Annotated in this window: 20 protein-coding genes and 1 pseudogene; 5 read left to right on the forward strand and 16 right to left on the reverse strand. The window is 45.5% G+C overall.

Annotated elements, in window-relative coordinates:
• Positions 1–231 precede the first annotated feature (231 nt).
• The 4 genes from MHI21_RS20860 to MHI21_RS20875 all read left to right on the forward strand — a co-directional run bounded on the left by MHI21_RS20860 (position 232) and on the right by MHI21_RS20875 (position 2,881).
• On the forward strand, positions 232–984 hold the full coding sequence (locus MHI21_RS20860) for an SDR family oxidoreductase (RefSeq protein ID WP_341163156.1): 753 nt from the start codon (positions 232–234) through the stop codon (positions 982–984).
• Between the two features lie 138 nt (positions 985–1,122).
• Positions 1,123–1,743: a TetR/AcrR family transcriptional regulator gene (locus MHI21_RS20865; RefSeq protein WP_341163155.1), complete on the forward strand. Its 621-nt coding sequence runs from the start codon at positions 1,123–1,125 to the stop codon at positions 1,741–1,743.
• Between the two features lie 141 nt (positions 1,744–1,884).
• Entirely contained in the window at positions 1,885–2,208 is a 324-nt protein-coding gene (locus tag MHI21_RS20870; RefSeq protein ID WP_342418847.1) for a helix-turn-helix domain-containing protein, read from the forward strand.
• A complete protein-coding gene (locus MHI21_RS20875) occupies positions 2,165–2,881 on the forward strand; it encodes an IS3 family transposase (protein ID WP_342418848.1) in 717 nt (238 codons plus the stop codon). The genes MHI21_RS20870 and MHI21_RS20875 overlap by 44 nt, the downstream gene beginning before the upstream one ends.
• 140 nt (positions 2,882–3,021) lie before the next feature.
• On the opposite strand, the gene yunB is transcribed toward MHI21_RS20875, so the two are convergent.
• From yunB to MHI21_RS20945, 14 genes and pseudogenes are all read right to left on the reverse strand, one after another.
• A complete protein-coding gene (gene yunB / locus MHI21_RS20880; RefSeq protein ID WP_342420231.1) occupies positions 3,022–3,771 on the reverse strand; it encodes a sporulation protein YunB in 750 nt (249 codons plus the stop codon).
• A gap of 187 nt (positions 3,772–3,958) precedes the next feature.
• On the reverse strand, positions 3,959–4,891 hold the full coding sequence (locus MHI21_RS20885) for an aldo/keto reductase (protein ID WP_068941908.1): 933 nt from the start codon (positions 4,889–4,891) through the stop codon (positions 3,959–3,961).
• An 89-nt stretch (positions 4,892–4,980) separates the two neighbouring features.
• Complete coding sequence (locus tag MHI21_RS20890; protein ID WP_342418849.1) at positions 4,981–5,670, reverse strand: DNA alkylation repair protein; 690 nt, start codon at positions 5,668–5,670, stop codon at positions 4,981–4,983.
• Positions 5,671–5,689: 19 nt separating this feature from the next.
• A complete protein-coding gene (locus MHI21_RS20895; protein ID WP_342418850.1) occupies positions 5,690–6,307 on the reverse strand; it encodes a DNA-3-methyladenine glycosylase 2 family protein in 618 nt (205 codons plus the stop codon).
• A 62-nt stretch (positions 6,308–6,369) separates the two neighbouring features.
• Positions 6,370–7,185: a radical SAM protein gene (locus MHI21_RS20900; RefSeq protein WP_342418851.1), complete on the reverse strand. Its 816-nt coding sequence runs from the start codon at positions 7,183–7,185 to the stop codon at positions 6,370–6,372.
• Positions 7,175–7,717, reverse strand: a complete 543-nt coding sequence (locus tag MHI21_RS20905) for a methylated-DNA--[protein]-cysteine S-methyltransferase (RefSeq protein WP_342418852.1) — start codon at positions 7,715–7,717, stop codon at positions 7,175–7,177. Before MHI21_RS20905 ends, MHI21_RS20900 begins: the two co-directional genes overlap by 11 nt.
• A complete protein-coding gene (locus tag MHI21_RS20910; protein WP_341163149.1) occupies positions 7,698–8,303 on the reverse strand; it encodes a bifunctional transcriptional activator/DNA repair enzyme AdaA in 606 nt (201 codons plus the stop codon). The genes MHI21_RS20905 and MHI21_RS20910 overlap by 20 nt, the downstream gene beginning before the upstream one ends.
• Before the next feature lie 187 nt (positions 8,304–8,490).
• Entirely contained in the window at positions 8,491–9,981 is a 1,491-nt protein-coding gene (locus MHI21_RS20915; RefSeq protein ID WP_341163148.1) for an alanine/glycine:cation symporter family protein, read from the reverse strand.
• 220 nt (positions 9,982–10,201) lie between these two features.
• Positions 10,202–12,091: a beta-glucoside-specific PTS transporter subunit IIABC gene (locus tag MHI21_RS20920; protein WP_209949699.1), complete on the reverse strand. Its 1,890-nt coding sequence runs from the start codon at positions 12,089–12,091 to the stop codon at positions 10,202–10,204.
• Positions 12,092–12,340: 249 nt separating this feature from the next.
• Complete coding sequence (locus tag MHI21_RS20925) at positions 12,341–13,171, reverse strand: PRD domain-containing protein (RefSeq protein ID WP_342418853.1); 831 nt, start codon at positions 13,169–13,171, stop codon at positions 12,341–12,343.
• Between the two features lie 276 nt (positions 13,172–13,447).
• A complete protein-coding gene (locus tag MHI21_RS20930) occupies positions 13,448–14,887 on the reverse strand; it encodes a 6-phospho-beta-glucosidase (protein ID WP_341163147.1) in 1,440 nt (479 codons plus the stop codon).
• 839 nt (positions 14,888–15,726) lie between these two features.
• Positions 15,727–15,846, reverse strand: coding sequence for a transposase (locus MHI21_RS20935; protein ID WP_165179240.1), 120 nt, complete (start codon positions 15,844–15,846; stop codon positions 15,727–15,729).
• Between the two features lie 218 nt (positions 15,847–16,064).
• Positions 16,065–16,871, reverse strand: coding sequence for an RNA methyltransferase (locus tag MHI21_RS20940; RefSeq protein WP_342418854.1), 807 nt, complete (start codon positions 16,869–16,871; stop codon positions 16,065–16,067).
• Positions 16,872–16,949: 78 nt separating this feature from the next.
• Positions 16,950–17,615, reverse strand: a pseudogene (locus MHI21_RS20945) (TrkA family potassium uptake protein); the annotation flags it as partial.
• A 160-nt stretch (positions 17,616–17,775) separates the two neighbouring features.
• Here MHI21_RS20945 and MHI21_RS20950 point away from each other — a divergent pair.
• Positions 17,776–18,009 carry a small acid-soluble spore protein SspI gene (locus MHI21_RS20950; protein ID WP_016819939.1) on the forward strand — a complete coding sequence of 78 codons (234 nt, stop codon included), beginning with the start codon at positions 17,776–17,778 and terminating at the stop codon, positions 18,007–18,009.
• A 151-nt stretch (positions 18,010–18,160) separates the two neighbouring features.
• Here MHI21_RS20950 and MHI21_RS20955 read toward each other — a convergent pair whose 3' ends face one another.
• A complete protein-coding gene (locus tag MHI21_RS20955; RefSeq protein ID WP_013311888.1) occupies positions 18,161–19,741 on the reverse strand; it encodes a peptide chain release factor 3 in 1,581 nt (526 codons plus the stop codon).
• A 308-nt stretch (positions 19,742–20,049) separates the two neighbouring features.
• Positions 20,050–21,606 carry a glucose-6-phosphate dehydrogenase gene (zwf, locus tag MHI21_RS20960; RefSeq protein WP_209949690.1) on the reverse strand — a complete coding sequence of 519 codons (1,557 nt, stop codon included), beginning with the start codon at positions 21,604–21,606 and terminating at the stop codon, positions 20,050–20,052.
• Between the last annotated feature and the right edge of the window lie 52 nt (positions 21,607–21,658).

Genomic DNA, 21,658 nt, shown 5'->3' on the forward strand with positions numbered 1-21,658 from the left:
GTTTAACTGAGAGCCCCAGCAGGGCTGCTCCTTCTCGTTCGTCAGTTGTCCATCCAACACTTTCTCTACAACCAATACCTTCTTCATCACTGCGTTCGTCAATGTCACTGTCTCCTGTCCCATAGTGACATTATCTCAGACGAACAACAGTAACTAAATTGAGTCACTTGACTTAGGATTATTATCACCTTATACTTATCCTCGTAAGTATCTTGCACTGGAGGTTTTGACATGAACAGACTTAATGGTAAACGGGCACTTATCACGGGCGGCACCAGCGGAATTGGCTTGGAAACGGCCAAGCAATTTCTTGCTGAAGGCGCTCAATTGATTGTCACCGGAGTAACCCCGGCAAATGTAGAAAAAACGCAAAAGGAACTGGGAAATCAAGTCCTTGTGCTTCAGGCAGATTCCCGAGACCTCAACGCCCAACGTCAACTGGCTGAACGTGTTGAACAACATTTCGGCAAGCTGGATATTGCCTTTTTAAACGCAGGTGTATCCCACTGGCGTCCATTCGACCAAATCGATGAGGATAGCTTTGACCGCTTGTTTGACATCAACGTAAAAGCTCCATTTTTCTTGATGCAGGCCCTGGTTCCTGTGATGGCGAACCCGTCCTCTGTCGTCCTAATGGGATCGAGTAGCTCGCATGCCGGATATGCAACTTCTAATGCTTACGCGGCTACTAAAGGTGCCATTTCCACCCTGACCAAAGCCTGGAACTCCGACTTATTGTCGTCTCACGGAATTCGCTTCAATACTGTGAGCCCTGGACCGATTGATACACCGCTTTACGACAAACTTGGCGTGTCTGCCGAAATTCACGAGAAAATTATTGACGGCATACGTGCCGGTATTCCAGCCGGACGCATGGGAACAGCCGAAGAGATTGCCAAAGCCGTTGTCTATTTGGCTTCAGATGAGTCACGGTTCACCATTGGCGTTGATTTGCTTCTGGATGGCGCTCAAACCATTCTCTAATGTGTACTCCCTGCTGCCTAAGCCCATCGGGGCCTTGGGCAGTTTTTTCTTTTAAAACACGGTCCTATGTTTTATAGTAGTACAGAGGGTATTCCCCCTCTGAACAGGACTACAAAAATCCAACTTTGGAGTGGCGCTATGGGAACGAAATCAACTTACCATGAACGTATAAAGGAAGAAAAAAAGGCTTGTACGATTGCCGCAGCAACCGAACTTTTTTTTGAACAAGGGTATGCACGCACCACTTTAGCTCAGATTGCCAAGCGGGCCGGGCTCTCCACCGGAACACTATTCAATCATTTCCCAACCAAGGAATTGATCTTCGAAACCATCGTCAAGCATTTTTGGGAGCTTGATCCCGAATGGGCCGATCCACCGGTTCCCGGTTCTCCCCTGCAAGGATTAACAACGCACGGACGAAACTACGCCTGCGTGCTGACACGTGATGGAATGGCCCCTTTGTTTCGAGTCGTCATTGCAGAGGCCACGCAGTTCCCCCAGCTCAGTCTTCTCCATTATCAATTGGGAGAAGGCGCTGTCCATCAGAAATTGACACAATATTTATTAGATGAAGTTCAATTGGGTAATCTAAACCTGCCAGACGCGGCAAAAACAGCCCACGAATTTATGGCGGTAATTGCCGGGCAGGTGCTATGGCCCAAAATGTTGCTGCTCGATTTCAGTATTTCCCAAGAGCAGGCTTTTCAAATATCCGATGAGGCTGCTCGAATGATATGCTCCCATCAAAGTCGACAGTAGAAAAACAAAACTCTACTTCTACCATGATGGGAGTTTTTGTAATGTCCAAAAGAAGCCCAATTTCATCTGAAATAAAGCTAAGGGCCGTAAGGCGCTGCCTGCAATATGAATCCAACTCGGAAAAGGATAGAAGCCCCTCTTTTGACTAAAGGACGGAAAACGACATACGAAGAACGGATCGAAATTGTACAATTCACTATCGCCAATGATTTAGATTACCAGAAGGCGATCGACAAATACGGTGTCTCTTACCAGCAGGTTTACGCATGGGTTCGTAAATATAAAGCTAGTGGTCAGGAAGCCTTACAAGATCATCGAGGGTGTAAAAAGCCACTAGAGGAGCTAGATGAGCAGGAACGACTAAAGCTTCGGATTAAGGAACTCGAAGCGCGTAATGAGTACCTTGAAATGGAGAAAGCACTTGCAAAAAAGTTGGCAGAGATCCGGCGAAGAAATACACGCTAACCTTAGCTCGGCGACATCTATCAAGCAATTCAAGAGCTACATGCTGAAAAAGAACTACAACCGCAAACGGTATTACCGTATCATGCGCGCACTTGAACTCAAGGCAGTCATTCGAAAAAAGCGGCCAAATTACGTGAAAGCTCCAGCCCTTCATATCGCTGAGAATGTCATGAACCGAGAATTTAAGGCGGATGCTCCAAATCAAAAGTGGTGCACTGATGTGACCGAACTGAAGTACGGGAATGGTCGTAAGGCCTACCTGAGTGCCATTATTGATGGATATGACAACTCGATTATTTCGTGGGTTTTAAGCCATTCCAATAACAATGAGCTTGTTATGGATACCGTAAAGAAAGCGTGCAGAAGAAACCGAGGTACTAAGCCGCTTTTGCACAGTGATCTAGGCTTTCAGTATACTTCGGTTGAATATAAACGACTTCAAAAGAGATACAAATTTAAGAAGAGTATGTCTCGTGTAAGCCGATGCCTGAATAACCAACCCATTGAACGATTCTGGGGTACCTTTAAAGCAGAAAGCTATTATCTGGAGAAGTATGACACGTACGATGATCTTCTGCAGAGTGTAAAAACCTATATGCGCTATTACAATAATGATCGGTACATCGAACGACTAAACGGTTTATCCCCTAACGAATATCGAGGAACAGCTTAACGACAAAAAACAATCCCCTCGGCTTTGATAACCGAGAGGATTGAACACTTTTGTTTTTTGGTCTGTCTACTTGACAGGGTGCACTTCATCATAGGGTGCCTTTTATTTTTCCTGAGCAACTCACGTCACTCCACTCTGCTCTATGGCGTTGGGGGCTGACTAGAAGAGTTTGGGTTTTCCTGTACCTCTGGGACACTTACTATGCTGGAATCTATAGCGCCGTTACTCTCTATGGAATGGGGAGGCAACGCCAACTGCGGAGCAGCTGCACCATTTTTACCCACTGGTTTCCCCTGATTGTCATAGTAGTACATCGGAACGTTGCCCACCACCAGCAAATAAGAAACGGGGATTTCCGTCTCCACAATCTGAGGTTGCATCTCAAACGGTATAACCACGGACACTTCCGTCGTAATCCGAATGTACACTTCCACCAAGATCATGTTTATGCCCGCATCCTGTTGACGCGTATTTAAATCCACCTTGATCGCTCCATGCGGCTCCACCTTTAGGGGGACCGTTGGTCCATAAGCTGCCAACAACGGACTGCCCAATGCCTGACCAATCGGAACGCTCTCATCAAAATGGCTCATGCTGTCCATCGTTGCCTTGACTGCTTTGAGTGTGTCTGACGTAATTCTCATATGCTCCGCATAATTCAGAATAAAGCCGGAGGTTCTTCCTTGTGCATCCGTTCTCCATTCGATCAGATTATCAGCCGTCTTCCCCTGTTCGACCTGTGCTGTAATTGCTGAATTAATAGCCTCCGTCGCCATTTGTTTGACCCGTACTTTTGCCAGGTGCATCATGGGCGGCTTCAAATGCTGCTCCACATAAGCAGCCACCTGTATGATTCCTACCAGCAGCGCCAGTACCACAATGAGCGACATCCTGCGTCTGCCGCGTCGCCTTTTGTTGGGTCTGCTGTGCCATTGCGGTTTTCTATTCATTCTGATCCCCCCGCAGCGTTGAACTTACCCTACAAGGATATGCGAGGGGTGCACGAAAAAGAAGCCGCCCGTCCGGCAGCTTCTCTAGATGGAATACATATATAATTGCAAATATAAGGTGTACTCATTATTTGAAAATGTGGTCAATCTTCTCGATATCAGCCTGACTCAGTTGGACATTCAACGTTTTCAGATTCGCCAGCACCTGCTCCGGCCCCTTCGCCCCTGGAATGAGGGCATCAATTGAATCGCGGGTCAAATACCATGCGAGCACAACATGAGCAACCTCTGCATTCAACGCATTGGCAATCTCCCGTACCTGCTCCACTTTGTCCAAGTTACGAGCAAATGCATCTCCCTGAAACAATGGATTTTTCGCTCTGATGTCCGTGAAGGTCATGTCTTTTGTATACTTACCACCCAGCAGTCCCGAAGCTAGCGGGAAATAAGGTACAAACGAAATCCCATTTTCCTTGGTATAAGGCAGCAGATCCTTCTCAGCTTCCCGTTGAAACAAATTATATTGGGATTGAAGCACATCTACATAACCGTCGCTATTCGCATCCTTAAGTTGTTCAATGGAAAAGTTAGATACGCCAATAGCCTTGATTTTGCCTTCGTCCTTGAGCTTCTTCAGTTCTCCGACTGCTTCTGCCTTCGGCGTAGCTTCATCGGGGAAATGGATATAGAACAGATCGATATAATCGGTCTGTAATCTTTTCAGACTGGATTCGACGGATTCACGTAAAAAAGCAGGCGAGTTGTCAAAAACAACCTCTCCGTTCACAAATTTGTGTGCCCCCTTGGTCGCAATGACCGCTTCCTCACGTTGGCCCCGCTCCTTCAGCACCTCACCGATCAACCGCTCTGAGTGCTCAGGTCCATAAATAAAAGCGGTATCCAGAAAATTGATGCCGTTGTCCAAAGCTGTGCGAACAACTTCTTTACCCGTTTCATCATTCAAACCGGAAAAGAGATTATGTCCTCCCACCTTATTTGCACCCAAACCGATTGGTTTTACATATAGATCTGTTTTTCCAATACGCACTTGCTCTGCCAATTCACGTCATCTCCTTTTCGAAAGTTACTTCCATTTTATTATTAGATTCCAAAAAAAGCAAAGTGCGTACCTGGCTGCTGAGCCCTATCCTATTTTCTTTTTCGCTTCATACCGCGAATGGTCGTTTTCGTTGCCTGATCCACCCGATATGATTCCGTGATTTTTTGCAGTGCTTTGTTGAAGGTGAAATCATCCAATGTATTATGACTTAAATACGCCATGGTTACCTCAGGTAGCTTGATATAACAGATCGATATCGCCCATGCTACCGCCATTTGTACATAATAATCCTCACGATGGGTCTGATCCAGTAAAATAAACACCTGGTTCATATACTGTTCCTCAATATAAAAATTCAGAAGCATAACTACACCAAACCGAATTTCATATTCTTTCTTGGAGAATAGATAGGGCTGAATAAACTCCCACACCCGTTCTTTATGATGTTTTGTGATTTTCAATCCGGCACAGAAACTATCACATACGGACCAATTATCAATTTTAGGAACAAACTTGGCGGTATAACTCAAAACTTCCTCTATATCCGTTTTTACAGAACCAATCACCATGCCTTGCAGCATGACTTCTTCGAAGTGCTCACTTTCAGCAGTCTCCAGATAGAGACGCCAATCCCCTTTGGCAATATCTTGAGCTAGCTTACGCAACACTGGCAGGCGTACACCCAGCACATTATTAATCGTCGGAAGCAATGCAGCCGTGAATTTCTGAAAATCCGCATCCACATATGACAGTATCTGTTCTCTGATTGTTTTCTCCATCGTTTCCACTCCCTGATTCTTAACGAAATGAAATACTCCACAAATAAATAGAGGCCACCGAGCCATAAGGCGAATAGACTCGGCGGTACTCCTCAAATTGCTGCTTGGTCAATGTATCCAGATGGTACAGCTTCATCATTCCCCGTCGAATAGCCATATCGCCCCAACTGACGACGTCCGGACGCTCCATGCAATTAATCAGCATCATTTCAGCCGTCCAAGGACCTATCCCTTGCAGTGAGGACAATTTCTGGATTACCTGTGTATCGGAAAGCTCATATAATTCCTGTAAGTCCAATAAGCCCTGCTCGATCGTTTGGGCTATATTAAGGATACATGTGGCCTTTTTCATGGTGATGCCACAGCTTTGAATATCTAAAGCCGTCTGAACGGCTATATTTTGTGGAGTGATCACGCCTAACTTCTCCTGCATCCTTGCCCATATGGTCTGAACCGCCTTGGCCGATATAAGCTGTCCCACAATCGCATGAACGAGCGCCGCAAACAGGTCGGGAATGATTACCCGTTCTACCTTGCCCATTTGCGCCATCGCTGCACCAAGTACGGTGTCTACGTTTTTTAGATAATTGATTTCCTTTTCCCCATAATCAAAGTTTTTGGTCATTACGGTTTGCATTCGTTCTCCCGCTGCCCCCTTATATGGTCACTCATGATTCAATGGCATAGACTGCTGTTGCATCAAGGTTCGAATCCTTCTTTGCTCACGTAGAGTTGTTCTTTCGGGAAAACATGGAGAAAACGTTCATAAACCGTCTTATAGGCAGCAGGATGATACCATTCTTCCAGCCCCAATGACTCGTACAGCGCGCCTATTTTTAAGCTACGCGTTCGTCTCCCCCCACTGCCATCTCCCATAAAATAATCATCAATACAGACACGGTTGACCAGAGGCAAAAGCTTGTCTGCAAAATGTTCACTGCTTGGAAGCATCGGAGCAATCGTAGCTTGCGTCGATACACCTGCCTCCTTTAAAAGATGCAGCGTTTGGAGACGAGCCTGGATGGGAGGAGCTTCCGGGGTAAAATGTTTGCGTATATCTTCACGATCTGTTTCTACAGTCATACTCACACGAACACGATCCCCCAATCGGAGCAGTAAATCAGTATCCCGCCGTACCAGTGGACTGCGCGTCTGTAAAAAGAGAAAATCCGGTGGATCCTCCACCATCACCTCCAGCAGAGACCGGGTCACCTCTTCCTTATACTCGGCAGGCTGATAAGGATCTGTGCTTGACGACATGAAAATCGTGACTTTACCTTTGGATTTGGCTCTACGAAGCTCCTTGCGAAGAATATCTGCCGCCTGATTTTTAATATCAACCCATGTCCCCCACGCTTCCTTCCGAAATGTGGAGACTGGCAATTGGCGTACATAGCAATACGAGCAACCAAAGGTACAACCTGTATACGGGTTCAACGAATGTGTATACCCTGACAAGAAGCCGGTCCCTTTATTCAGAAGAGTCTTGGGGGATTTGTAATACTCATTTTTCATACTGAACCGATGCCACACTTTCCTTTTCGAGCTGCAAAAGCTTCACCTTCATGTCCAAACCACCACGATATCCGGTCAGAGCTCCATTTTTACCGATGACCCGATGACAAGGGACCGTGACCAAAATCGGATTAGCACCGATGGCAGCCCCCACCGCACGAACAGAGGCTGGCTTTTGAATAGCGTTGGCAATGTCTGAATAGGATAGTGTTTCCCCATACGGAATATCACACAACGCATTCCAAACCGCCATCTGGAACGCAGTCCCATGAAAATCAAAGGGCAATGTAAATTGGGCGCGCTTCCCTTGGAAATATTCAATCAACTCCTTGGCATAGGACTGTAAAGCAGCATCCTCTTCAACTAAAGGACTGCCGGGAAATCGTCTTCCCGCCCATGAAAACAATTCCTCTACAGGTTGATTGGGCGAACCTACATAACATAGTCCTTCCGATGTAGCTGCAATATATAAATTCCAATCCTCATGTGTCAACAATGACCAATAGATCGTTTTATTTATTTGCTGTGCCATGCTGTGTACCTCCATTTTGTGTTGCTTTCAATTTGAATTGGCGATATTGCAATGGGGAGTAGCCTGTATTCTTTTTAAATAACGTAATAAAGTAAGGTGTATTGGACAGACCTACGTTCTCCCCCACTTCCGCAACAGATATATCTGAGCAAATGAGCAGCTTCTTCGCTTGTTCCAACCTGGTCTGCTGTATATATTCCATCGGAGTTAGATGCATGATCCGCTTGAAGGTACGATGTAAATGATACGGACTTCCATGGCTTATTTCAGCCAGGATGTGCAATGTTAAGTCCTTCATATAGTTAGAATTCACGTATTCTGTAACCAGTGCGATCCATTCATGATCAGGCAATCGTTGTCCTGTCGGTTTGCATCTTTTGCATGGACGGAAATGCTCGGCCAATGCCTGCTCTGCTGTTTTAAATATACGGATGTTTTCTCTTTTGGGAGGACGGGATTTGCAGGAGGGGCGACAAAATATTCCCGTTGTCTTCACAGCGTACAAAAATACCCCATCATAAGACTTGTCGTTTTCTACAATAGCGCTCCACTTGTCGTCAGTTATGGATAAATCGGATGTTCTCATTCAAATCACCTCTCTGATGCAAATGTGGCCTCCCCACATATCCATGGCAGGACTATTCAAAATCCTTCTGTCTAAATTATAGACTAAATAGTGAACATATGTACCCTTCTTGGAATGTAAAGGCAAGATAACGAAAAAAAGATGACTCCCCGCGGAGTCACCTTTGATCTTACTTAGCTATCATTACTTAGGCTTGAAGTTTGCTCGGTTCAGCGGTGATCGTCAACTCATCTGCAGGAGGCTGATATTCCTTTGACCAATACTCCGCATTTGAAATACCTGCTTTCTCCGGGTTGAACACCGGATCTAGCCCTTGCTTTCGCTGCCGTTCGTAATCCTTAAGCACGCGGAAAGCAGGTTTGGCCAGCAGAATCATGGCGATTAGATTCACCCAGAGCATAATACCGACGCCCATATCCCCCAGTGTCCACGCCAGAGCCGATTCCTTGACCGCCGTTCCGTAGAACGTCGAACCCAGAATAACCAGCTTTAGGACGAACATGGGCCATTTTGCTTTATAATCTGCAACCAGATAGGCCATATTTGTTTCTGCGATGTAATAATAAGAGATAATGGTTGTAAACGCGAAAAAGAACAATGTAATTGCCAGCAGACTGGAGCCGAAGCCCGGAAATACTGACTCAATAGCAGCCTGTGTATACTGGGTCCCCTCTTCAACACCGGGAAGATTGTGCACAATAAAGTCGCCACCGGGTCCCTTCACGTTATACATACCTGTGAACAGAACCATAAAAGCCGTAGACGTACAGACCAAAAAGGTATCTACGTACACGGAAAATGCCTGGACCAGCCCCTGCTTCGCCGGATGAGATACTTCCGCAGCGGCTGCCGGATGCGCACCAGAGCCTTGTCCGGCTTCGTTGGAATAAATCCCCCGCTTTACACCCCAAGCAATCGCCGTCCCTGCCATACCGCCGAACACAGAATCCACGCCAAAGGCACTACGAAAGATTAGCGAAAATACATCGGGAAGTGCAGTAATGTTCGTCATCATAATGTAGAAAGAGACGAGGATGTAACCGAGTGCCATAAACGGAATGACAACCTGAGCCACATTGGCAATCCTTTTTACACCACCAAAAATGATAAGCGCCAGCAACACGACTACTAGAATCCCTGAAACCTTCATATCCATGCCAAACGAACTGTGAAAAGCTACAGCAATGGAGTTCGATTGAGTTCCCGGCATCAGTAAACACATCGCGACCAACGCAGCAACCGCAAAAATGACGGCAAACCATTTTAAGCCTGTCCCTTTTTCAATATAAAAGGCTGGACCGCCCCGGTACTGACCATCTCGCTTTACCTTATACACCTGAGCCAGTGTGGATTCTACAAAAGCTGTAGCCGATCCGATAAAGGCCATGACCCACATCCAAAATATCGCCCCAGGTCCACCCATACCAACCGCCAAAGCAATCCCAGCAATATTCCCCGTCCCTACACGCCCCGATAGTGCCATCGTAAAGGCCTGAAAGGAGGATACACCTGCCTCGGAACTTTTCCCTTTAAATACTAGGCGGATCATCTCTTTGAAATGCCTGATTTGTAGGAAGCGAGTCATGATCGAAAATAATAGCCCCACACCCAAACAGACATATACCACAGGATTGCTCCAAATGACGCCGTTTACTGCCTCTGCCCACTGCTCTAACATTCCTTGTATTTCCCCCTGATCAATCAATTGATTTTCCAGTCTATGTTTTCAGAAAATTTGCATAATTACAAAAAATTATAGATTAGTTTTTACCCCCGTACAAGTTAATTTAATTGACATATTGTCAATTACAAGTGGGCTTACCAGCTACATAAAATGACGACAAAAAAGCTCTGATGATCCGAGAATATGGATCATCAGAGCCTTGTCCTTAAGACATTTAGGCAATGCTTTCTTTCTCATTCAAAGCACTAGACAGTTTCAACAGTGGGGCCTGCTCCGTTACCTCTCCTTGAGCGATTGGAAGGACTTCAGTATATTCGGAAGAATTCGTAATGATAACTGGCGTAATCGTAGGATAACCCTCTGCCCTGATCTGCTCAACATCAAACTCGAGCAGTAGGTCCCCAGCTTTCACCTGATCGCCTTCTTTGATATGGGACGTAAAATGTTTACCGTCCAGCTTGACCGTATCTACTCCGACGTGAATCAGAACTTCTGCGCCATGATGCGAAACAACTGCAAGCGCATGTTTTTTCTTGAACGCCACGGTGATGGTTCCATCGAACGGGGCCACGACTCTGCCCGTTGTCGGTTGGATGGCGATCCCTTTGCCCATAGCTTCCGAAGCAAATGCAGGATCGGGAACCTCCGACAAAGCGACCACAGTTCCTTCAATTGGGCTGAGTACCTCTTCATTAGAAACAACAACTGTAGAGGTCGATTCTTTAGCCGAATTGTTAGTAGTTTCCTCTTCTTCAACTGGATCTTCAAATCCTAAAATATAGGTCAAAATAGCCGACACCAGGAATGAAACCGTAATCCCTAAGATCAATCCCGGGAATCCTTGTCCTCCAGGTCCGTAAAAGATTGGTAAGGTCAGCAACCCAGGTGCGCCAGAGGCAAATGCTTGCGTTCCCGCTTGACCGATAATGGCACCACCGGCGGCGCCGCCGATAATACCTGCAATAAACGGACGTTTCAGTGGCAACGTAACCCCATAAACTGCTGGCTCCGTGATGCCGAATAAAGCGGTAAGTGTAGCGGAACCCGCCAGCGTTTTCAGCTTTTTATTTTTCGTTTTCAGCATAACACCGAACGCTGCGCCGGTTTGAGCAAAGACGGAAGCCGAAGCAGCGGGCTTAATGCCATCCCGGCCGTTGACAGCAATGTTATTAATAAATACAGGTATAAGCCCCCAGTGAACACCAAAAATAACGAGCAGCTGCCAGCAAGCACCAAGGATTGCTCCAGCCAGCAACGGACTAAAGCTGAACGCAGCAACGAGTGCGGTAGCGATTGCGTTGCCCACATACACCCCGACTGGACCAAAGACCATCAGGGTCAGAGGAAGCATAATTACAAGTAGAATCAAAGGTGTAATAAAGTTTTTAACGCTCTCGTGGATCACTCGATTGCACCATTTTTCCAGCTTACTCATGACGATGACGGCTAAAATGATCGGAATAACGGTAGATGAATAACTCATCATAACAATAGGAATACCGAAAAAGTCCGTAGGTGTACCTTCCGTTTTTAGCGTGACAATGGTCGGGTAAAGCAACCCTCCGGCAATGGTCAGGGCAACGAAGATATTACCTCCAAATTTCCGTGCCGTTGTAACCGCTAACAAGAGAGGGAGGAAATAAAACAAGCTGTCGGCCGCAGCATACAAAATCATATAGGTAGTGTCTTTCGGTAGCAACCAACCAAGGTTACTCGCAATCAGCAGCAGACCTTTCAAAATACCGGACCCCGCCATAACTCCGAGCAAAGGTGCAAAAATGCTGGAAATTACGTCGATTACGGCACCAAATCCTTTGTTGCCTTTAGCTGAATGATCTTCTTTTCCAGTTTCATTCAAGATATTGGATACATTGCCGATTGCATTATATACCTCTGGTACTTTGTTGCCGACTACAACCTGGAACTGACCACCGCTCTGCTTCACAGTGATAATTCCGTCGGTTTTTTCCAACTTTCCCTTGTCCGCTTTTGCCTCATCTTTTAGCACAAAACGCAGGCGTGTGGCGCAGTGAACGAGCGATACTACATTTTTTTCGCCACCTACCAGGTGTACAATTTCTTTGGCCAGTTTTTCATAACTCATGATGGACACCTCCATGTTCTAAGGGGCTTTTTACATATTTAGGCACACAAAAAACCTAAGCCTTGAAAAATGGTGGCACTTTAGTCCCGCAATTTTTCATGACTTAGGTTTTGCCTGCATAACCAGTAACAATCCCAGTTAAAACTTATTAAATTCCTGTTACTCTCATAATATAACCAATCTACCATATTTGTCAACAAAAACTTTTAATCGTCTATTCTTGGTCTTTTTTCGTTGAAAACGTTCGATTTATCTGTTCACCACCCGTTCAATATGCACGGTCAGATACAATTTTTCTTCGTTCGTCAATTCGTGGTTGTATTCTTTTTGCACAAAAGCTCCGATTTTCTCTGTACAAGCAGCCGCTTCCTTATGCTTTTCCTTAATCATGTCATACAAATGATCATAGTTATTTTCGTAGTGATTTCCCTTAAATACGCGCTGGGCGAAAAATTTCAGATGCGTAATAAAACGGAAATAGCTCAGAGAGTCCTCGTCGAACTCCACCTTAAAATGATATTTTGCGATATTGATAATTTGCTGGATAAACTTCGTGATACTCATGGTCGTAATGACTTCCTCGTTCATTTCAGCATTCACGATGTGAATCGCAATATAAGCCGCTTCGTCCACAGGCAGTTCAATACCGAGCCTTTTTTTAATTTGTTCCAACGTTTTCAGACCCATCGCGAATTCTTCTTTGTACAGCTGCTTGACTTCCCACAATAACGCGTTTTTGATTTCCAATCCTTCCCGGTATCTTTCAACAGCGAAATTGATATGATCAGTCAGCGAAACATAAATATTTTCGTTCAGCTTCCTATTCAGATTATGCTTGGCGTCATTAATGACTTCCTCCACAATCACAATCAAATCAAGAGGTACCTCACGCAACAGCATTTTAAAGTTATCGGACGTCTGCTTGTTTTTCAGAGCAAATACCTTCTGAATTCTGGTTTCGTCTACTTTGTCACCAGGCTTTTTCTTAAAAGCAATCCCCCGACCCATCACCACGAGTTCGGTGCCGTCCGTCTGGTAGACGCTGATTACATTGTTGTTAATGACCTTTGCTATGTTCATCTCGATCCCCCGTTCCATATGCCAGCAAGAGCCACACATGCTCCATCCTCTTTATTGTAAACAGAAAAAAACCGAAGCACGCCAAATAAACAAGACTGTAACATCCGCTTATTCGTGGCTTAGGTTTTGCCTGCTACGCAGTAACAATCCTAAAAATGATGGAATTGCGTCAAGTATAGCCCGAAGAGGAACGATTGTCAACGCTTTCAATGAAGAAACGAAGATCGGAAATCCCCGTGGGCCCGGGACGTCCGATCCTATTTTCTTATGGTACGATTATTCGCCCAGATTTTCGCCGTCGGAATGAATTACATTTTTGTACCAGTGGAAGCTTTTCTTTTTAATCCGTTTCAACGAACCGTTGCCTTCGTTATCACGGTCCACATAAATATAACCGTAGCGTTTTTTCATCTCTCCTGAGGAAGCGCTGACAATGTCAATAGGTCCCCAACTTGTGTAACCGATAATTTCGACTCCGTCTTGCAGAGCCTCACCCATTTCGGCAATATGCCGCTTGAGATAGTCGATCCGGTAATCGTCGTTAACTTCTCCTTCAGGCGAAACCACATCATTGGCACCAAAACCGTTTTCCACTACGAACAGAGGCTTTTGGTAACGGTCATGCAATTGGTTGGCTGTGATGCGGAATCCTTTTGGATCGATCGTCCAGCCCCATTCGGACTTGTCCAGATATGGATTGGCCACGGAGCCAAATACATTACCACTGGTCATGTTCTTGACGATTTCCGGGTCTGTGCTGGTCGTCCGGCTCGAATAATAGCTGAATCCGATATAGTCAACGGTATGATCTTTCAGAATGGCTGCGTCGCCTGATTCCATCTCAATGTTTAATCCATGGTCCTTGAAGAAGCGCTTCGCATAACCAGGATATTCGCCGCGTGACTGTACATCAATAAAGAAGTAGGACTCGCGGTCTTTTTCCATGCCCTGATATACATCTTCGGGATTACATGTATACGGATAGAAGCTGCCGGCAGCAAGCATACAGCCAATCTGGGCATCCGGGATAATCTCGTGACACGCTTTAACAGCCAGCGCACTTGCGACAAGCTGATGATGTGCAGCCTGGTACTGAATTTGTTTAACGTTTTCACCTTCTTGAAAAACAAGCCCGGCACCGAGAAACGGCAAATGGAGAAGCATGTTAATCTCGTTGAATGTCATCCAGTATTTCACTTTATCCTTATAGCGGGTGAATACTGTTTTGGCATAGGTTTCAAACAGGCCTACCAGCTTCCGGCTCCGCCAGCTTCCATATTTCTCGACCAGATCTACCGGCACGTCAAAATGAGCGAGGGTAACGACTGGCTGAATGCCATGTTTATGTAACTCGTCGAACAAATCATCGTAGAATTGCAAACCTGCTTCATTTGGAGTAGCGTCTTCTCCTGTTGGAAAAATACGAGCCCAGGCAATGGAAACGCGCAGCGCCTTAAATCCCATTTCTGCAAATAGCGCGATATCCTCGCGATAGTGATGATAGAAATCAATGGCTTCGTGGGAAGGATAGAATTCGCTTTCAAGTGGAGTCAGCGAAGGAACATTCCCTTTCATTATGTTTCTTCTCTTCTCTCCGGTAGGCAGCAAATCTACCAGACTCAATCCTTTACCGTCTTCCAAATAAGCACCCTCAGCCTGATTGGCAGCAAGAGCACCGCCCCATAAAAAGTCTTTAGGAAAAATATAACTGGACATAAACATTCTCCTTCCAAATGTGTGATAAAAGGGGTTCCGATGGATGATAGATAATAAAAAAACCCAAACCAGCCTGTATACACTTACAGTGTAAACAAGCCAATTCAGGTTATGCCCTATCGGTAACATCCCATGAAAAGGTTATACGTATTTGATTGAAACTCTAACAAAGATTTGGGAACCTGTCAAATTCATTTGATATAATAACACGCATTTAACTAACCAACAGCATTACTTCAATCTATTGGGTAATCAATAGAAAGACCCAACCCAAGGTGGCGATAGACATGAAGAACGAAGAAATCGGTGATCTACTCAGTTGCTAATTTAAAATATTTTGTTGCAAGAAATTTAGAAAATCCCTTTGCATAGAGCCAAGAGGAATAATTTTTTTGATTATCTTGAACCTCCAATGCTGTCCTTTACTGTTAAATGACCATATTGCAGAAGAGAGATATATGGAATGATATTTTTGTTCTTGTAAATCAGCTACTTCAAATTCAACTTTTTGTACTACTTTAGTGGAAAATAGATTGAGGAAAAGGATAATAATTTTATCATTATTTAGGAGTAATATAGCCCGACTTGACCAAGCCGAAAGGCTTTGAGGAGTTGAATAGCAGATAAGCATGTTAGGTTCTCTATGCGATTCAGTTAGCTTATTAATAGTTTTTTTGTTAATGAATATCATAACCAAAAACCTTTCTATTTGGATGTTCAAATAAAATAGCTTTTTAAAGAATATCTTTCAAAATATTTAAAATTCTAATTGTTTCCATTGGTTGTTTATTGATTCGTTTCATAAACTGGCCGACATGAAGCTTAATCTTATAAAACCTCTAAAAAAACACGTTATTCGCCACATTGGATTTAAGCCACAGCCATAGCCCCTCGACTGGATTCAGATTGGTACTATAGGGCGGAAGAAAGACCCGGTGCAGGCGTAGATGTTCCTTCAGGAGGAGTTGTAACCCAGTGGCATATAGTTATTAAGTTGTCCTCAGGAGAGTGTTTATCTTACAACATCATATAGAAAATATCCTGCCCTTTTTTACTATAAAAACAAGAAACCTCCATCAATTTATCCCCATTCTTACTGGGTTTACTGGTAGATAGTTTGTCTCATTTAGATGTTATAAGTAGTCTTATTTGATTTTATAAACCACATAGACAGGAATTATTTTAGTTTAAAAGTTTCGTTTCGTTGTCTCATCGTCTCAAATAATAGCACCGTAGAAGCCATAGCTGCGTTCAGTGATTCCGCTTGCCCCTGCATCGGAATGAATACCGACTCATCCACCATGCGCGCGGTAGCAGCAGAAATCCCTTGGCCTTCGTTTCCGATTACAAGCCAAGTGGAAGCGCGCAAATCTATGGCATAGCATGACAAGCTCGCATCCAGTGAGGTGCTGAGCAAGCGGGCACCTTTACTTTTGGCCTGCGGTAAAAGCTCCTCCAGGCTGCCTTCAATCACCGGCAGGTGAAACAACGATCCCATCGTGGAGCGGATCGTTTTGGGATTGTACAGGTCGGCGCAGCCATGACCCAATATTACGCCTGCGGCTCCAGCAGCGTCCGCGCTGCGGATGATGGTGCCTACATTGCCGGGGTCCTGCACCCCGTCCAGCACCATCACCAGTGCATCCGGCTGCCCCAGCAATGCCGGGAATGCACTGCGCTCCTCCTTACGCACGATGGCAAAGACCGACTGCGGCGTCTTCGTATCGGTGCATTTTGCAATGACCGCCGCTGACACGGGAACCCATTCCACCGGCTGGTCGGCTTGATCTAGGCCATTCAGCTCAGCGGGAATGCCCTTGTCCAAATCATAGGCGACGGTTTCGACAGGCACGTCCGAACGCAGCGCTTCCTGCACCAGATGAATACCTTCGACAATATATTTATGCTGCCGTGTGCGATGCTTTTTCTCCAGCAGTTGCGCCCACTCTTTTACACGCGCATTATTCGGTGAAATGATTTCCATTCGTTTAACCTTCCGTTTCTTTGGTCCTTTTCTTTAAACATAAATGATGTATCACTTTTGCTTTAACACCAAGCCTCATTAGGCTGCAAAAGCCAGCTCCAGCTTGGTCAGATCATCCTTGTGGCCTACAATGACCAGCACATCACCCGGCTCCAGACGATCTTCGGCATAAGGTGAAATGTTCATTTCCTGATTTCTGCGAATCGCCATCACATTGCAGCCAAAGCGTGCACGTATGTCTAGCTCTTTCAGGTTTTTGCCAATCATGGAATCGGCGGCTCTCATCTCCAAAATACTGTAGTCCTTGGACAGCTCGATATAATCCAAAATGTTGGGAGATGTCAAATGATGGGCTACCCGCAACCCCATATCCCGTTCAGGATAAACGACTTTATCCGCACCTATTTTTTGCAGCACTTTCCCATGCAGTTCATTTTGTGCCTTGACCACAAGAGCGGGTACGCCCATGTCCTTGAGAATCAATGTCGTCAGAATACTGGCCTGTATATCTTCACCAATCGCAACTACGATTACGTCAAAATTACGGATACCCAGCGCTCGCAGCGCTTCCTCATCCGTCGAGTCGGCAGACACCGCATGCGTCACAATATTCGACATTTCCTGTGTACGCTGCTCGTCCGAGTCAATAGCCAGCACATCAAAACCCATCTCACTCAGCGCACTGGCAACACTGGAACCAAAACGGCCCATACCAATGACCGCATACTGTTTTTTTGCCATTCCTTCTTTACCTCCCGATCACCATACTGTCCGTCATAGTATAGCATATCATGCTACAAACATAAATTTTGACATACTTATGCCAAATGCTTCTCCATGTATACTGGACAACAGCCCAAGCCATAATACATTCGACCACTACTACAACATACGGGAGGTACACATGCCCATTACAATGGATTTACGACAAGCAATTGTTCACAAAGTACACGGCAAATCAGAAGCTGATCTTACGGACATGATTATTGGGTCAGTGGACGGACCGGAGGCCGCTTTGCCTGGGTTGGGTGTCATTCTTGAAATTGCTTGGAAGCATATGAGTCCAAACCAGCAGCACGATTTCGTCCACTTGGCACATGAACAAATCGATAAAATCAAACCCGTACCCTTAACCTAGCTCTAGCTATTTAACAATTGGTTCCGATTTAATTGTGCTCATTATTTTACCCGTATTCGAAAATGAGAATAGTCCACTCGCATTAACATCGAGTGGACTATTCGTGGTATACACTAAATGACCGAGATTAAACTGTTCTGCTTATTCAATCTTATGGAGCCATTTCTAAGAACTTAGCTGTCGGATTTTTCTCCATAGCCGTACGCATCGCATACTCGTTTTCGAACAAGGCGACATAATTGCCTTTCTTATCCTTTACCAGCGTAGAGTTAATACGGAACTTGCTTGGGTCAATCTGATCATCCACAATCCAACGTGCAAATTGGAATGGCATACGCTGAAGCTGTACATCAACGCCATATTCACCCTTCATGCGGTACTCAAATACTTCAAATTGTAGTTGGCCGACAACACCCAGTAGCGTATCGTCGAAGCTCACCGTACGGAACACCTGAATCATACCTTCCTCGGTCAACTGATCAATACCCTTCAGATACTGTTTGTGCTTCAAGGCATTTTTCACCGTTACCTTGGCAAAAATCTCAGGCGAGAAGGTCGGCAATTCATCAAACACAACCTCGCTACCTTGGCTGAGTGAATCACCAATACGGAAAATACCCGGGTCAAATAATCCTATAATATCGCCAGGAAAAGCCTCCTCGACAATATCACGGTCCTGTGCCAGAAACTGCTGTGGCTGGGACAGCTTAATTTCCTTACCCATCCGTACATGCTTAACACTCATCCCGCGTTGAAACTTACCGGAGACAATACGCAAAAATGCAATACGGTCACGGTGAGCCGGGTTCATGTTCGCTTGAATTTTAAATACATAGCCGGTAAACTTTTCGTTTGTTGGCTCAATTTCCCCAGCTGTACTACGGCGCGGCTCCGGTTTAGGAGCAAGCTGAAGGAAGTTTTCCAAAAATGTTTGTACACCAAAATTATTAATCGCACTGCCGAAGAATACAGGTGTTAATTCTCCGCGCTGTACTTTCTCCATGTCAAAAGGGTCACCCGCGACGTCAAGCAACTCCAAGTCTTGGCATAATTGGTCATGCAAATATTCGCCCGCCATCTCACGAATGATCGGATCATTGTAATCTTCCACTTTCTGTACTTTGATCGTGGAATGGTCATCTCCCTGAAACAGCTCGACCTGATTTTTGACACGGTCATAGACACCGCACAGCTCGCGTCCTGTACCAATCGGCCAATTCATAGGCACCGAACGGATGCCAAGCACCTGCTCCAGCTCCTCCATCAAATCAAAAGGACTGCGTCCCTCACGATCCAGTTTGTTAATGAAGGTGAAAATCGGAATTCCACGCTTCGCACAAACTTGAAACAGCTTAATCGTTTGCGCTTCCACACCTTTCGCTACGTCAATCAGCATGACTGCACTATCTGCTGCTGTTAATGTACGATACGTGTCTTCACTGAAATCCTGGTGACCTGGGGTGTCCAGAATGTTGATGCGGTGACCATTATAATCAAATTGCATTACTGAGGATGTTACAGAAATCCCCCGCTGTTTTTCAATCTCCATCCAGTCACTCGTGGCGTGTTTGCTTGCTTTACGCGCTTTAACTGAACCCGCAAGACGAATCGCGCCCCCGAACAGCAGCAGCTTTTCCGTCAGTGTCGTTTTACCCGCATCCGGGTGAGAAATAATCGCAAACGTACGCCGTTTGTCGACTTCCTGTTGAAGTATATCTGTTGTTTTACTCATTTCACATATCCCTTCATGATCAAATCCATTGCATTACTGCTCAAGCTATTCATAAAAAGGCCATGATGCACGCCTGTTTTCATAAGTTTATCGGCTCTATCGGCTACATTGCCGTTAGCTCCAGTATTCGGCGTACTCCGTTACCATATTCATTATAAATACGATCTATTTACATGTTTTAGCCTGCCTTTAACTTATAATCAGTTGCAAACTGAAAACCTGAGACTAAGCTATTATAGCACACTCCGAACGCAAAGCATCCCCTTACGTCCTGAACAGGACATAGGGGGATGCTGGACAAATCGGGATTACTGAACACCGCCTACTCGCCAGATGACATTATCTTCATCCTGACCGCTAACCGGCCACCACTTGAAGCCATCCTGCTCCAATAGCTTGTGAGCACCTTCCGGTCCCCATGAGCCTGCAGCATAGGTTTCCAGCGTATCCGGGGTCTGCTGCCATGCTTTGGCGATTCGATCGACGAATCCCCATGCCGTGGCAACCTCATCCCAACGCGTGAAGTACGTCGAATCACCCTCAATCGCATCCATCAACAACCGTTCATAAGCCTCCGGTGAGTTGATACCCACCATACAGCTTTGGCAAAAATCCATAGCCAGTGGCTCAATATCTGATTCCGAACCAGGTTTCTTGGCATTGATTTTAATGTAAATGCCCTCCATGGGATTGACCCGAATCACGAGCAAGTTCGGTTCCAGCTTATGCTTTTGACCGAGGTACACGTTCGTTGGCATGCTCTTAAATTCCACAACAATCTCCGTTGTTTTTACAGGGAGACGTTTGCCCGTACGAATATAGAACGGTACGCCAGACCAACGGAAATTATCAACAAACACGCGTGAAGCAAAATAAGTCTCTGTGTTCGACTGTGGATCAACCTTGTCTTCTTGGCGATACCCCGGCAACTGCTGACCGCGATAACTGCCTTCGGTGTATTGACCACGCACCACATTGGTTTTCACATCCTCAGACGTTTCAAAAGGGCGCAGCGAACGCAGCACTTTTACCTTTTCATCACGGATATCCTCAGGCAACAAGCGACTAGGTGGCTCCATCGCAATCATCGTTAGCATTTGCAACATATGGTTCTGTCCCATATCCCGCAAGGCGCCGGAATGGTCGTAGTAACCTCCTCGTTCCTCCACCCCTACCGTTTCACTAAGCGTAATTTGCACATTGGCAATATGCTTATTATTCCACAGTGGTTCAAAGAAGGCATTCGCAAAGCGAATCACCTCAATATTTTGTACCATTTCCTTGCCAAGATAGTGATCAATCCGATAAATTTCTTCTTCGGCAAATACTTCTCGTATTTCAACGTTCAATTCTTGTGCAGATTCGAGGTTATAACCGAATGGCTTCTCAATTACTAGGCGATTCCAGCCTTTTCCATCCATCATGCCGCCATCTTTCAAGCTCTTCGACACGCTTCCGAATAATTCAGGAGCCAAGGCCAAATAAAACAACCGATTTCCCGGTATGTTAAACTTGCTTTCTATAGACTCCGTCTGCTGTCTCAGCTCATGGAACCCTTCGACATTGTTGATATCCAGCGATTTATATTCAAAATGCTCGGCAAATGCCTGCCATTCTTGATCATTTTCTGCTTTGTAGCGACTAAACTCCTGTATGGAAGCATACAGGTCATTACGGAATTCTTCCTCTGTGCGCGGACGCCTTGCTACCCCAATAACGGCAAAATCTTCAGCAAGCTTGCCTTCGCGGTACAAGCTGTAAATAGCAGGAAAAAGCTTGCGACGAGCCAAATCGCCCGTAGCGCCAAAAATAAACAGAACTGCGCCTTGCGTCACAACAGATTCTTTAGCAGGTATGTCAGCCATGAAGTACCTCATTCTTCCCATGTCAAGATTCCGCAATCCACAATCCCCGAAA

It is taken from the genome of Paenibacillus sp. FSL H8-0168 (assembly GCF_038592955.1).
Taxonomy (GTDB): domain Bacteria; phylum Bacillota; class Bacilli; order Paenibacillales; family Paenibacillaceae; genus Paenibacillus; species Paenibacillus polymyxa_B.